This is a genomic window from Vibrio splendidus (genome assembly GCF_002873455.1).
Taxonomy (GTDB): Bacteria; Pseudomonadota; Gammaproteobacteria; order Enterobacterales; family Vibrionaceae; genus Vibrio; species Vibrio splendidus_J.
Map to the genome: position 1 here is coordinate 227,844 of NZ_MCUN01000001.1, position 13,861 is coordinate 241,704.

The following is a 13,861-nucleotide window of genomic DNA, read 5'->3' on the forward strand; positions in this document are numbered from 1 at the left end:
CTCTCGACAGTCAGCGTAATTGGTACAAAACTCATACCAAATAAAAGGGTACGTATTTTACGTAAAAAAAGCGCGGCTGTCACGAAAACTGAGATTTAGCTCAAGGTTCGAAGTCACTGATAGGTGAGGGGTTAAAACATCGAGATTTGGTGATTGCCTTTTTGTGCTGGAAATTGAGCGAGATCAGGCAATATAAGTGATGTATTTTCAGACACTTGCTTTTGCAGCTGCTTATAAATAGCAATAGCGAGTTCAGGTGCGTGATTATTGTCTGGGGTGTGGATCATTAAATAGGGTTGTTTGCCTTCATTAAGCCAGCTTGGAATTTTGGCAAACCAAGGTTTAAAAAACTCAATATTAGGTTCTTGATCTGGGTGACCAATAAATCGAATCATAGGGTTATCGGCGGTCGCAATCGCATGAACGGGAACACGTGGTTTTTTTTGATGTGCGTCGATCACCGCTTCTGTGGTTGGTGGTGCGGAGAAAACAGGACGGCTATCCATAATGATACGATTGATGCCTTCTTCTATTAACCAATGATTGAAACGTTTTTCGGTATCGCCTTTATCAAAGAAACCAAGGTGACGAACTTCAACGCCGAGCTGCATGTTTTTTGGAAACCAGGTACAAAACTTTTGCAGGGCAGGGAGCATGCTGGGCTCAAAGCTGTGTGGCAGTTGAATCGTCCATTGGCCAATGCGGTCGTGCAGTGGTGACATCGTCATTAAAAACTCTTTGAGCTCGGCTTGGCAGTGCCTAAGTTGTTGCTGATGGGTGATGAACTTTGGCAGCTTGAAGGTGAACCTAAAATCATCGTGACTGGCTGTTTTCCAGTTGTGAACGGTCGACATACTCGGTGTGGCGTAAAAGGTCGTGTTGCCTTCAACCGTATGAAAAACTTGTGTGTACTTCTCTAAGCGTTCAGCAGGTTTTGTTCCTTTACCATAGAACTGACTTTGCCACTCAGAATGCGACCACATGGTTAATCCAAGTCTTAGAGGTAAAGTTGCCATCGTTATTTCACCGTTAGTCATCACTCTATTTGTCATCGCGTCGTTAGTCATTACAAAAAAAGTTTTATAGTTGAAGCGCAAATCTACTTTACGAGAGTTTTGCTGATTAAGGTACTTTCGAGATATAATTATCGCAATTTTTTCGGTTTTGATGAATCTTTGCGCACTTGATGGGCTAAAAAGCAGCAAAGCCAGATAAAACACAATAAATTCGAATGTGGAAGGTCGATTTTAAGCGAGTTTCCGCGTATAAATGTTCCTTTGCTCTGTTGTGTGGAATGACCACTGACAGCTTGGAAACTAGTAAACAATTAAGAGATTGGGAAATTCATTATGCGTACCCATTACTGTGGTAACCTGAACAAGTCCCTGGCGGGACAAACTGTAGAATTGTGCGGCTGGGTAAACCGTCGCCGTGATTTAGGCGGTCTTATCTTTATCGATATGCGAGATCGTGAAGGCGTCGTTCAGGTTGTTGTCGATCCAGATATGAAAGATATCTTCCCGATCGCTAACCAACTGCGTAATGAATTCTGTATCAAATTTACTGGTGAAGTACGTGTTCGTCCTGACAGCCAAGTAAATAAAGATATGGCAACGGGTGAAGTTGAGCTTTACGCGACTGGTCTTGAGATCATCAACCGTTCAGAAGCGCTTCCACTAGATTTCAACCAAACGAACTCTGAAGAACAGCGTCTTAAGTACCGCTACATCGATCTTCGTCGTCCAGAAATGAGCGATCGTATTAAGCTGCGTGCACGTGCTTCTAGCTTCGTTCGTCGTTTCCTAGACGAGAATCTATTCCTAGACATCGAAACACCAGTGCTAACGAAAGCGACACCGGAAGGCGCGCGTGACTACCTAGTACCAAGCCGTGTTCATAAAGGCAGCTTCTACGCACTTCCTCAATCTCCTCAGCTGTTCAAGCAACTGCTGATGATGTCTGGTTTTGACCGTTACTACCAAATCGTTAAATGTTTCCGTGATGAAGATTTACGTGCTGACCGTCAGCCTGAATTTACTCAAATCGATATCGAAACATCTTTCATGACTTCTCAAGAAGTGCGTAACGTGACTGAGAAGCTTGTTCACGATATGTGGAAAGAACTTCTAGATGTTGAACTAGGTCAATTCCCAGTAATGCCTTTCTCTGAAGCGATTCGTCGTTTCGGTTCTGATAAGCCAGATCTACGTAACCCACTAGAGCTAGTTGACGTTGCTGACTTGGTTAAAGACGTTGAGTTCAAAGTATTCTCTGGCCCTGCGAACGACGAAAAAGGTCGCGTAGCGGTTATCCGTGTACCAGGCGGTGCTAAGCTAACTCGTAAGCAAATCGACGGTTACGCTGAACACGTAGGTATCTACGGCGCGAAAGGTCTAGCTTGGATGAAGGTTAACGACCGTGCTGCAGGCATGGAAGGTATTCAATCTCCAGTGGCTAAATTCCTAAGCGAAGATGTGATCAACGGTATTCTAGACCGCACTCAAGCTGAATCTGGTGATATCATCCTATTTGGTGCGGATAAAGCGAACATCGTTGCTGAAGCAATGGGCGCTCTTCGTATCAAGCTAGGTGATGACCTAGAGCTAACAGATAAGAAAGCGTGGGCTCCTCTTTGGGTTATTGATTTCCCAATGTTCGAAGAAGATGGTGAAGGCAACCTACACGCTATGCACCACCCATTTACATCACCACTTGGTGTGAACGCGGAAGAGCTAAAAGCAAACCCAGCAGCAGCTAATTCTGATGCATACGACATGGTAATCAACGGCTACGAAGTAGGCGGCGGTTCGGTACGTATTCACAGCGCAGAAATGCAAACGGCTGTATTCGGTATCCTAGGTATTGAAGCTAAAGAGCAACAAGAGAAGTTCGGTTTCCTACTTGAAGCACTTAAGTACGGTACGCCACCACACGCAGGTCTAGCATTTGGTCTTGACCGTCTAGCAATGCTTCTTTGTGGTACAGAGAACATCCGTGACGTTATCGCATTCCCGAAAACAACAGCTGCAGCATGTCTACTAACAGATGCGCCAAGCCTAGCAAACCCAGCATCACTGGAAGAGCTAGCAATCGCTGTTAATTTAGCGAAGAAAGAAGACTAATCAAGCGATTAAGCTCAACTTTCTAATTAAGCTAATAGTTTTGATAGAGCTTGAGTCTTTGATAGAGATTAAGCTTCAGATAAAACTTTAGCTTTCATAGAACAACGAAATGCCCGTTAATTTGACGGGCATTTTTTTTTGCGTTCGATATACTAAGCTCATAAAGCATGTATAAATAATCAGTATTAAAGTTATGTCTATTATCTTAGGGATTGACCCTGGTTCTCGTATTACCGGCTATGGTGTGATTCGTCAAAATGGCCGCCACCTATATTATTTAGGTAGCGGTTGTATTCGCACCTCAGAAAAAGAGTTGCCAGGTCGCTTAAAGCAGATCTATGCGGGTGTGAGTGAGATCATTACTCAGTTTCAGCCAGACGTGTTTGCGATCGAACAAGTGTTCATGGCGAAGAATGCCGATTCAGCACTTAAGCTTGGTCAAGCTCGTGGTAGTGCGATAGTGGCAGCTGTGAACGCTGACTTGCCCGTACATGAATACGCGGCAAGACTAATCAAGCAAGCGGTAACAGGTAATGGCGGTGCTGATAAGTCGATGGTTCAGAATATGGTGATGAGTATGCTCAAGCTACCCGCTAAGCCACAAGCCGACGCAGCGGATGCTCTAGGCGTAGCAATCACTCACGCCAATACCAATAAAACCTTGGTCGCACTGGCAGGTAAAGCAACAGGTGCGAGAAAAGGGCGCTACCGTTAATCTCACCCACCGATTTCTAGACGTTTTCATTCGATGAGCCTTACGCTCTGTTTGGCTCATATCATAACAATACGCGCCTAAATCCTTGATGAAATGAGATCTTTCGAACAGAACCCAGATAATAATATTGCGCATTATTTAACATGTTATTAACATTGGTCGGAGGTCTAACAAGTTAATCAAGGATGATCACTGATGAACCCTATCAAGCTGTGGCGCGCGTTGTTTCTACCCAAAACTAATGGATGGAATAGTAACGAAGTCAGACAAGCGGATATCTTACTCCTATTCACTTTTATCGCATTCTTTGTAGGTGTATATAGTCTGATCAAGTGGACTAAGCACGAAGAGCAACTGCTAGTCGCCACATCTATACTTCTTATCGTATTTGAACTGGTATCTGCACTTTTATTGCGCATGACACGCAACCCCAGCCTGGCATTGAACTTTGGCTTTGTTGGCATGGCGGTACACGCACTCAACATTATTTATCAAAGTGGTGGTGTGGTTGAGTCTACTCAGGCTTATTGGGTTCCTTTGTTAGTGGTCGCTTTTTTCTTATCAGGAACACGAATTGTCGCCTTAGTTTGGAGTGGGTTAGTGATTGGCGTTTCATTGATGATGACGTCGGCTCATCTTGAAGGCTTTGAATTTCCGCAGTTATTGCTTACTCCTGAAGCCGTGGTGGTTGAAACGTGGTCCGGTGTGATCATGCCGCTGGTGGTGATCTGCATTGCTCAAGCGTTTACAGCCAAGCAAAAAGAGGTCGCGATTGAAATGGCAGAGGATGCGATTTCAGAAAGCCAACAAGTTGCCAACCAAGCGATGCAAAGCGAAGAACGACTTTCGGTGGTGCTTGACCAAGCTAACTCAAACTCTGAAAGCTTACAGGGCGTATCTGTTCATTTAGACCAGCAGTCGCAAGACCTGCATGCTCAAGTTGAGGTGTTGAATATCAATTGCGAATCTCAGGCAAGTGCAGCAGAGCAGATGAGCCAACAACTCCATCAAATGACTCAAGGCATCGAAGAATCCAATTCATTTGTAGGTGAACTGAAAGAGCGTAGCGAAGCGGTTGGCACTAAAGCGCAAAAGAGCTCTGAGTCACTAGAAGCTTCAACAGATGCAATCAGTCAGATCATTCAAAGTAATCAAGAGATCATGAAAGTCGCTGATTTGATCACTTCGGTTGCTGAGCAAACCAATCTATTAGCACTCAACGCGGCAATCGAAGCAGCACGTGCAGGTGAACAAGGACGAGGCTTTGCTGTGGTAGCTGATCAGGTAAGAGAGCTATCTGCAAAAAGCAGTCATTCCGCGATAGAAATTCGAACTTTGTTAGACCGCAGTAAAGAAGAAGTGGAAAACGGTAGAGCAATCATCGAAACCACGGCGAGCGAGATGAACGGTATTATCTCAGAGGTGCAAACCATCTCAACAGATGTTAATCAGCTCACCAATATTATGGCAATGCAGATGAATTCGTTGAAAGAGCTGGATCTGGCCAGTTCAGAAGTCGCCCAAAGCGTTGCGGAAACTAAATCGGTGTCAAGCTTAGTCGCGAATTATGGTTCTGAACTAACAGGTCATGTAACTTCGGTTAAAGAACTGGTCGCGAGCTTGAACAGCGTGGTCTCGCAAGCCAAGCAAGCCTAAATAATTCACTTCAAAAAACACAAAGAACTGGATAAGCATCCAGTTCTTTTATATTCTGTCCCTCAAATTAAATTCCATCAAGAGAGTGAATTGTGATCGGACGTCTCCGCGGTACATTAATAGAAAAACAGCCACCAGAATTATTGATTGAAGTCAGTGGTGTTGGTTATGAAGTACAAATGCCAATGAGCTGTTTTTATGAATTACCAAACGTTGGCGAAGAGGCAATTATCTACACTCACTTTGTCGTACGTGAAGATGCGCAGTTACTTTATGGTTTCAATACGGTAAAAGAGCGAGCTCTGTTCCGTGAAGTCATCAAAGCAAACGGCGTTGGTCCTAAACTTGGTCTTGGGATTCTTTCAGGCATGACCGCTAGCCAATTCGTTCAGAGCGTTGAACGCGAAGATATCTCAACATTGGTTAAACTGCCGGGTGTGGGTAAGAAAACGGCAGAGCGTCTGGTTGTTGAAATGAAAGACCGCTTGAAAGGGTGGGGCGCAGGTGATCTGTTTACGCCTGCAACGGATGCAGCGCCAATGGACTCGATGCCAACGGTTCACGATGCTGAAGAAGAAGCCGTAAGCGCACTACTTGCTCTGGGTTACAAACCAACTCAAGCCTCTAAAGTTGTTGCTCAAGTGGCTAAAGATGGCATGACAAGTGAACAATTGATTCGCGAAGCACTGAAGTCGATGGTTTAATACCTCATATACTTTTTCTACAAAATAGACTCATTCACTTTGCCTTTACACAGAGTCAAGAAGCGCAGAACCAGGAAGAGCAGAGTTAGGAATAACAGAATTTATGATTGAAGCCGATCGCCTGATTGCACCTGATAATCCGGTCTTTAAAGATGAAGATGTCATTGATCGTGCAATACGCCCTAAAGCACTTGCCGACTATCAAGGCCAGGACCACGTTCGTAACCAGATGGAGATTTTCATTCAAGCAGCTCAAATGCGAAATGAAGCTCTGGATCATCTGTTGATTTTTGGCCCTCCGGGTTTAGGTAAGACCACGCTTGCGAACATTGTTGCCAATGAAATGGATGTGAGTATCCGCACCACTTCAGGTCCTGTTCTCGAGAAAGCAGGTGACCTTGCGGCGCTACTGACTAACCTTGAAGAAAATGATGTCCTGTTCATTGATGAGATCCACCGTCTAAGCCCTGTGGTTGAAGAGGTGTTGTATCCAGCAATGGAAGATTACCAATTAGATATCATGATTGGTGAAGGTCCCGCAGCACGTTCTATCAAGATTGATCTTCCTCCTTTCACTTTGATTGGTGCAACCACTCGCGCTGGCTCATTGACGTCTCCGTTACGTGACCGTTTTGGCATTACCCAGCGTCTTGAATACTACAAAGTTGAAGATTTGCAAAATATCGTTCAGCGCAGTGCTGATTGCCTTGGACTATCACTGGAGTCGGATGGGGCATTAGAAATTGCTCGTCGTGCTCGTGGTACACCGCGTATTGCTAACCGTTTACTACGCCGTGTTCGTGACTATGCGGAAGTGAAAGCCGATGGACATATTTGCCCAGATGTCGCTGACAAAGCACTAAATATGCTAGATGTCGATGCGAAAGGTTTTGACTACATGGATAGAAAGCTTCTGCTCGCGATTATGGAAAAATTTGGTGGCGGGCCGGTTGGTATCGACAACATGGCAGCTGCGATTGGTGAAGAGAAAGACACCATTGAAGATGTGTTGGAACCTTACTTGATTCAGCAAGGTTACCTACAAAGAACGCCAAGAGGTAGAATCGCGACCGACAGAGCGTATTTACACTTTGGAATAGATAAACCGTCTAATCGTTAACTTATTCATTTCTAAAGATCCCAGTTGCATAAGCGCTGGGATTTTTTGCGTTTTATTGAATAACAACTCTTTGAGCTATTCGATAAAAAGGCCGAATAGCTGCTGTCAAAAATGAAAACTTTGATTGCGGGTTTGATTTGGCTAGCAAAAAATGAAATAAATTGTCATATTTTTTGTTAACACTTTATAGGTAGTTGTAATTCATATGTTGAGGTGGTGCTGAGCTTTTGTCACAGATATCATGCACTGTTATTAACAGGGGCTAAATTGGTGTGATTTCAATCATAACTGTACAAAAATAACTCTAATTTGCTCGAATAAAATTGATACAAATCAACGCAAGGTTCTCCTATAAACCTTTTGAAACATACTGATTTTACCAGTAATATTAGCGCCAGCTATATTAGCTCATGCTTAACAATAATCTAACTATAACGGTACGTTTTTGCTACAAATTTCAATTTGTAATAACAATTGCACAAATTGTTTTAACATGGATTTTTGCGGTGAATTATCACACAAGTGTCATTCAGCCGACACAAAGGAGTTACCATGATTGATGTTGTTGATCTGTCGCGATTGCAATTTGCATTTACAGCGATGTATCACTTCCTATTTGTTCCACTGACTTTAGGTATGGCATTTCTTCTTGCCATTATGGAGTCAGTATATGTAATGACTGGCAAACAAATTTACAAGGACATGACCAAGTTCTGGGGTAAATTGTTTGGTATTAACTTTGCTCTTGGTGTAGCGACAGGCTTAACCATGGAGTTCCAGTTTGGTACTAACTGGTCTTACTATTCTCACTATGTTGGCGACATCTTTGGTGCTCCGCTGGCTATCGAAGCGCTTGTTGCATTCTTCCTAGAGTCTACTTTTGTTGGTCTTTTCTTCTTCGGTTGGGACAGATTGTCAAAGCGTCAGCACTTAGCGGTAACGTGGTTAGTAGCACTTGGCTCTAACTTCTCAGCGCTTTGGATCTTGGTAGCGAACGGCTGGATGCAAAACCCAGTGGGTGCGGAATTTAACTTTGAAACCATGCGTATGGAAATGGTGAGCTTTGCTGAAGTTGTACTAAACCCAGTAGCACAAGTTAAATTCGTACACACAGTGGCGTCTGGTTACACAACGGGTGCAATGTTCATCCTTGGTATCAGCTCATACTACATTCTTAAAGGTCGTGACCTTGCCTTTGCTCGTCGCTCTTTTGCGATTGCAGCATCTTTCGGTATGGCGGCGATCTTGTCAGTAATCGTACTAGGTGATGAATCTGGTTACGAGCTTGGTGAAGTTCAAAAAGTGAAGCTCGCTGCGGTAGAAGCAGAGTGGCACACTGAAGAAGCTCCAGCAGCATTTACTGTTTTTGGTATTCCAAACCAAGAAACAATGAATACTGACTACGCAATTAAAATCCCTTACGTAATGGGTATCATCGCAACGCGTTCGCTTGATACTGAAGTAACGGGCCTGCGTGACTTACGTGATGATCACGTTGATCGTATCCGTACTGGTATGTACGCATACGAGCTGCTTGAAAAGCTACGTTCAGGCGACAAGTCTGAAGAAAACATGGCAGCGTTCGATGAAGTAAAAGGTGACCTAGGCTACGGTCTGCTTCTTAAGCGCTACACAGACGAAGTTGCTGATGCAACAGAAGACCAAATCCAAATGGCTGCGGATGATTCTATTCCAACAGTTTGGCCTCTATTCTGGTCATTCCGTCTGATGGTTGCTTGTGGCTTCATCATGCTGTTTGTATTCGGTGCGGCGTTTGTTCAAACGTGTCGTCAGAAGATCGAACAGAAACCATGGATACTTAAAGCAGCGCTATTCTCAATCCCATTACCTTGGATTGCGATCGAAGCGGGTTGGTTCGTTGCTGAATTTGGTCGTCAACCATGGGCGGTTGGTGAAATCCTACCGGTTAACGTTGCTGCATCAGCACTAACTATTGAACAGCTTTGGACTTCACTATTCGCTATTCTGGCACTGTACACAGTGTTCTTAATTGCTGAAGTTTACCTAATGCTGAAATTCGCACGTAAAGGTCCAAGTAGCTTAAAGACAGGCCGTTACCACTTCGAACAAAACGATAACTCTGTTGAAGACAAAGTTAGCCGTTCAGTCGAAGTATAAGTGAGGGAATATTATGTTTGATTACGAAAGCTTACGACTTATTTGGTGGGTATTGATCGGTGTTCTACTGGTTGGGTTCGCCGTAACTGATGGCTTCGATATGGGCGTTGCTGCTCTTTCACCTGTTATCGGTAAGAACGACACTGAACGTCGTATTATGCTCAACACGATTGCTCCTCACTGGGATGGCAACCAAGTTTGGCTGATTACGGCTGGTGGTGCACTGTTTGCTGCATGGCCTTTGGTTTACGCGACGTCTTTCTCTGGTTTCTACTTCGCAATGTACGCGACGTTAGCAGCGCTTTGGTTACGACCACTTGCTCTTGATTACCGTTCTAAGATCGAAGACCCAAAATGGCGTAAAACTTGGGACTACGCGCTTTGCTTTAGTGGCACAGTACCTCCAATCATTTTCGGTGTGGCATTTGGTAACCTGTTACAAGGTGTACCCTTTGATCTGAACGAATTTATGATGTCTAAGTACCATGGTACGTTCTTTGCCCTACTAAACCCATTTGCATTGCTTTGTGGTGTGTTGGCTCTGATGTTGTTCGTGATGCAAGGTGCAACATGGCTTCAAATGAAGACAACAGAAGAACTGCACAATCGTGCTCGCAACGTTGCTCAGATTACTGGCCTAATTGCTATTGCTCTGTTCGTTATTGGTGGCTTCTGGGTTCAATCTATCGAAGGCTACGTAATTACAAGCACGATGGACACGTTTGCTGATTCAAACCCACTAAACAAAGAAGTATCACTTCAAGTTGGCGCTTGGATGACAAACTTCGAAACGTATCCAGCAATGTGGGCTGCGCCGATTCTTGGTGTAGCAATGCCACTGCTTGCTGTAATTGCATCTCGCTTTGAGCGTGGTGGTTTCGCATTCTTGTTCTCAAGCCTATCTAACGCTGGTGTTATTTTAACGGCTGGTTTTGCAATGTTCCCATTCGTAATGCCATCAAGCCTGAACCCTAGCCATAGTTTAACTATGTGGGATTCAACAGCGAGTGAGCTGACGCTTGGTCTTATGACTGGAGTTGCGGCGGTAATGGTTCCTGTGATTCTTGGCTACACCACTTGGACATATTACAAAATGTTCGGTCGTCTAGATAAGAAACACATCGAAGATAACGACGTTTCAGCTTACTAAGCTAGAAGTTAAATAACTTAGGAGAAATTTTATGTGGTATTTTGCATGGATTTTGGGTGTACTTCTAGCATGTGCATTCGGCATCATCAATGCTCTATGGTTAGAGCATTCAGAAATGATGGATAAAGACAGTGAGTAATCTCGCGGAGCAAATCGCTAAACTGCATCAACCAATGGATAAGACTCTGTTACGAGTTTTATCCCTCGTATTGGGTTTCATGCATGTTGGTTTAGTGATGTGGGATCCTGAAGCGTATGCGACAAGCATCGGTGGCTTTAACGCGATCATCGGGCCAATGTTCATTTGGGCAGTATGCTCAAGCATGGTTTATGGTATCGGATTTAAGCCGAGAGCTTGGATGTGGCAGCTACTGTTTAGCCCATACGTTTCACTCACAATTTTGCTCTACCTAACAGTGTTACGCCTTTTATAAAAGGTAAAGGATCTAGGTTCATAACGACGTGAACCTATATACTTGTTGGGTTTTTAGTCAAAAAGAGGTCATCTTATACAGATGGCCTTTTTTTTCGTCTCTTAAATCAAAAAATTCACAGCGATATACTATTAATGATAAGGAGTTAGGTTATAGTGAGATCTTTATCGTTTTGAATTGTGGTATCAAATTGCAGGGATTATCTAAGCCATTTACATGGCCAGTGACAGTGTATTACGAAGACACCGATGCTGGTGGTGTTGTATATCATTCAAACTATCTTAAGTTTTTCGAACGCGCTCGAACTGAGATGTTGCGCTCAATTGGCGTATCTCAGCAAGTCTTGTTAGAACAAAACATCGGCTTTGTGGTCCGACATATGGACATTGATTTTGTTCAAGGTGCACGCCTTGATGATTCTTTACAAGTCATTACAAATATTTACGAGTTGAAGCGAGCTACCTTGGTCTTCTGTCAAGAGATCGTAAATCCTGATGGCAAGGCATTGTGTAAAGCAATGGTTAAGGTAGCATGTATCGATAATCAAAAAATGAAACCCAAAGCGATGCCAACATTTATTCTCACGGAGCTAACGAATAGTGACTGCTGAAATCTCAATCTTAGGCCTAATTTTAGAAGCTAGCTTACTAGTTAAGATGGTCATGCTGATTCTTATGGGCATGTCTGTTGTTTCTTGGGCGATGATCATAAAAAGAAGTAAAGTATTATCTCAGGCTTCTAAACAAACTGACGTATTTGAAGACAAGTTCTGGTCAGGCGTTGATCTTGCAAAACTGTACCAAGAGAGCAACAAGCGCAAAGACGAGCTTTCTGGTACTGAAGAAATTTTTTACGCAGGCTTTACGGAGTTTGCACGCCTTCGTAAATCGAATGCAACATCACCTGACTTCATTATGGAAGGCACTGGTCGTGCAATGCGTGTTGCGGTTGCTCGCGAAGTTGATGAGCTAGAAACCAATTTACCTTTCCTAGCAACCGTTGGTTCTATCAGTCCATACATTGGCCTATTTGGTACAGTTTGGGGCATCATGCACTCATTCATCGCATTAGGTGAAGTGAAGCAAGCGACATTAGCAATGGTTGCTCCTGGTATTGCAGAGGCGTTGATCGCAACAGCAATGGGCCTATTTGCAGCGATTCCTGCTGTTATGGCTTACAACCGCTTTAGTAGCCGAGTCGGCAAGCTAGAACACAATTATGCGACTTTCTCTGAAGAGTTCCACAGTATTCTTCACCGTCAAGCGATGGCTGGCAGGGAATAATAGATGGCCGGATACCAACCTAAAAAACGCAAAATGACAGCAGAGATTAACGTTGTACCTTACATCGACGTTATGCTCGTTTTGCTGATCATTTTTATGGTGACTTCTCCCTTCGTTACTCAAGGCGTAGACGTCGAATTGCCCCAGGCTTCAACGGCTAAATCTGCACAAGATCTATTGGGTGACGACAATGCGAGCTTTATTATCGTTGAAGTGAACAAAGACGGTGAGCTTGGTTTGAGTGTGAATAACGAAGAAGTACAGCGTGGTTTATCAATGGAAGACATTATCGTCCGAGTGAAAGCCGAATTGTCTCTTAAGCCAAACTCTCCAGTGGCGGTTGGTGGTGATGCCGCAACGCCTTACGCTGAAGTAGTTTTATTACTTGATGAATTAAGCCGTGCAGGTGTGCCAAAGGTTGGCCTATTAACGGATATAAGGGAATAGCTCCGTAGCATTCATGAAAGCGAATAATAAAAAATCCAATAATTTCAGATCACCGCTTTTTATTTCACTTGGGCTGCACGTCATTTTATTCGTTGCGCTTATTTGGGGGGCGGATTTCACGATGTCGGAACCAAAGCCTACTGGGCAGATGGTTCAAGCCGTGGTGATTGATCCTCAGTTGGTTCGCCAACAAGCTCAGCAGATTCGCCAGCAAAGAGAAGCGGCGAGCAAGAAAGAGCAAGAGCGTCTAGACAAACTAAGACGTGAAAGCGAACGACTTGAAAAAAATCGTAAAGCTGAAGAAGAAAACATTCGAAAGCTGAAAGAAAAGCAAGCTAAAGAATCGAAAGCGGCTCGCGAAGCAGAAAAGCGTCGAGTTGAAAATGAAAAACAACGTAAAGTTGAAGAGGCTCGTTTAAAGCAAGAACAAAAGAAAGCCGCTAAAGCAGAAGCTGATCGTAAATTGAAAGAGGCAGCGGTTGTGAAAGCGGAAAGTGAACGCAAAGCAAAAGAAGCGGCGATAGCTAAAGCTGAACAAGAGCGCGTGGCAAAAGAAAAAGCTGCGAAAGAGGCTGCAGATAAAGCCCGCAAAGAAAAAGAAGCCGCTGAACGTGCTGAAAAGCAGCGTATAGCGAAAGAGAAAGAAGCGGCAGCAGCAGCGGAAAAGGCCCGTAAAGCAAAAGAAGCTGCAGCAAGAGCCGAAAAAGAGCGTAAACAACAAGAGGCGGCATTGAACGATATCTTTGCTGGGCTCGAAACTGAGACGACTCAAAACTCTTCGGCTAAACAACAATTTATTAGTGATGAAGCACAGCGTTACGGCGCTATTTATACTCAACTGATTCAGCAGAATTTGTTGTTAGAAGACAGCTATAGAGGACGCTCATGTCGAGTAAACCTAAAGCTTATTCCAACAGGCTCAAATGCTATTTTGGGTAGCTTGAGTATCTTAGATGGTGATAGCCGTTTATGTGCAGCAACGAAGCGTGCGGTGGCACAAGTACAATCTTACCCACTGCCGAAAGATCCAGATATTGTGAAATCATTGAAAGACATTAACTTAACTGTATCACCAGAGTAAAAGGACGAAC

The 13,861-nt window shown here is 43.9% G+C and carries 14 protein-coding genes; 13 read left to right on the top strand and 1 reads right to left on the bottom strand.

From position 1 onward, the window contains the following. Window positions 1-131 precede the first annotated feature (131 nt). The gene (locus tag BCU75_RS00960; RefSeq protein ID WP_102472771.1) at window positions 132-1,037 is read right to left on the bottom strand and encodes a DUF72 domain-containing protein; all 906 of its coding nucleotides are present in this window, start codon (window positions 1,035-1,037) and stop codon (window positions 132-134) included. A 312-nt stretch (window positions 1,038-1,349) separates the two neighbouring features. Here BCU75_RS00960 and aspS point away from each other — a divergent pair, with 312 nt between their 5' ends. The 13 genes from aspS (at window position 1,350) to tolA (ending at window position 13,851) form a co-directional block, all read left to right on the top strand. Further along, window positions 1,350-3,122: an aspartate--tRNA ligase gene (gene aspS, locus BCU75_RS00965; protein ID WP_102472690.1), complete on the top strand. Its 1,773-nt coding sequence runs from the start codon at window positions 1,350-1,352 to the stop codon at window positions 3,120-3,122. A 193-nt stretch (window positions 3,123-3,315) separates the two neighbouring features. Further along, window positions 3,316-3,837: a crossover junction endodeoxyribonuclease RuvC gene (gene ruvC / locus BCU75_RS00970; RefSeq protein WP_004736470.1), complete on the top strand. Its 522-nt coding sequence runs from the start codon at window positions 3,316-3,318 to the stop codon at window positions 3,835-3,837. Between the two features lie 195 nt (window positions 3,838-4,032). Continuing rightward, the gene (locus BCU75_RS00975) at window positions 4,033-5,493 is read left to right on the top strand and encodes a methyl-accepting chemotaxis protein (RefSeq protein ID WP_102472691.1); all 1,461 of its coding nucleotides are present in this window, start codon (window positions 4,033-4,035) and stop codon (window positions 5,491-5,493) included. Window positions 5,494-5,585: 92 nt separating this feature from the next. Further along, window positions 5,586-6,197: a Holliday junction branch migration protein RuvA gene (gene ruvA, locus BCU75_RS00980; RefSeq protein WP_017076435.1), complete on the top strand. Its 612-nt coding sequence runs from the start codon at window positions 5,586-5,588 to the stop codon at window positions 6,195-6,197. 103 nt (window positions 6,198-6,300) lie between these two features. After that, entirely contained in the window at window positions 6,301-7,317 is a 1,017-nt protein-coding gene (gene ruvB, locus BCU75_RS00985; protein ID WP_017105751.1) for a Holliday junction branch migration DNA helicase RuvB, read from the top strand. A 552-nt stretch (window positions 7,318-7,869) separates the two neighbouring features. Then, entirely contained in the window at window positions 7,870-9,456 is a 1,587-nt protein-coding gene (cydA, locus tag BCU75_RS00990; protein WP_102472692.1) for a cytochrome ubiquinol oxidase subunit I, read from the top strand. Between the two features lie 13 nt (window positions 9,457-9,469). After that, the gene (gene cydB / locus BCU75_RS00995; RefSeq protein WP_076678988.1) at window positions 9,470-10,606 is read left to right on the top strand and encodes a cytochrome d ubiquinol oxidase subunit II; all 1,137 of its coding nucleotides are present in this window, start codon (window positions 9,470-9,472) and stop codon (window positions 10,604-10,606) included. A gap of 31 nt (window positions 10,607-10,637) precedes the next feature. Then, window positions 10,638-10,745, top strand: coding sequence for a cytochrome bd-I oxidase subunit CydX (gene cydX, locus BCU75_RS01000; RefSeq protein ID WP_000270284.1), 108 nt, complete (start codon window positions 10,638-10,640; stop codon window positions 10,743-10,745). Then, entirely contained in the window at window positions 10,738-11,040 is a 303-nt protein-coding gene (gene ybgE, locus BCU75_RS01005; RefSeq protein ID WP_017089569.1) for a cyd operon protein YbgE, read from the top strand. Before cydX ends, ybgE begins: the two co-directional genes overlap by 8 nt. Window positions 11,041-11,212: 172 nt before the next feature. Beyond that, on the top strand, window positions 11,213-11,650 hold the full coding sequence (gene ybgC, locus BCU75_RS01010) for a tol-pal system-associated acyl-CoA thioesterase (RefSeq protein WP_076678987.1): 438 nt from the start codon (window positions 11,213-11,215) through the stop codon (window positions 11,648-11,650). After that, window positions 11,640-12,323: a protein TolQ gene (gene tolQ / locus BCU75_RS01015; RefSeq protein ID WP_004736480.1), complete on the top strand. Its 684-nt coding sequence runs from the start codon at window positions 11,640-11,642 to the stop codon at window positions 12,321-12,323. Before ybgC ends, tolQ begins: the two co-directional genes overlap by 11 nt. A gap of 3 nt (window positions 12,324-12,326) precedes the next feature. Continuing rightward, window positions 12,327-12,770: a protein TolR gene (gene tolR / locus BCU75_RS01020; protein WP_102472693.1), complete on the top strand. Its 444-nt coding sequence runs from the start codon at window positions 12,327-12,329 to the stop codon at window positions 12,768-12,770. 13 nt (window positions 12,771-12,783) lie between these two features. Beyond that, the gene (gene tolA, locus BCU75_RS01025) at window positions 12,784-13,851 is read left to right on the top strand and encodes a cell envelope integrity protein TolA (RefSeq protein WP_102472694.1); all 1,068 of its coding nucleotides are present in this window, start codon (window positions 12,784-12,786) and stop codon (window positions 13,849-13,851) included. Window positions 13,852-13,861 lie beyond the last annotated feature (10 nt).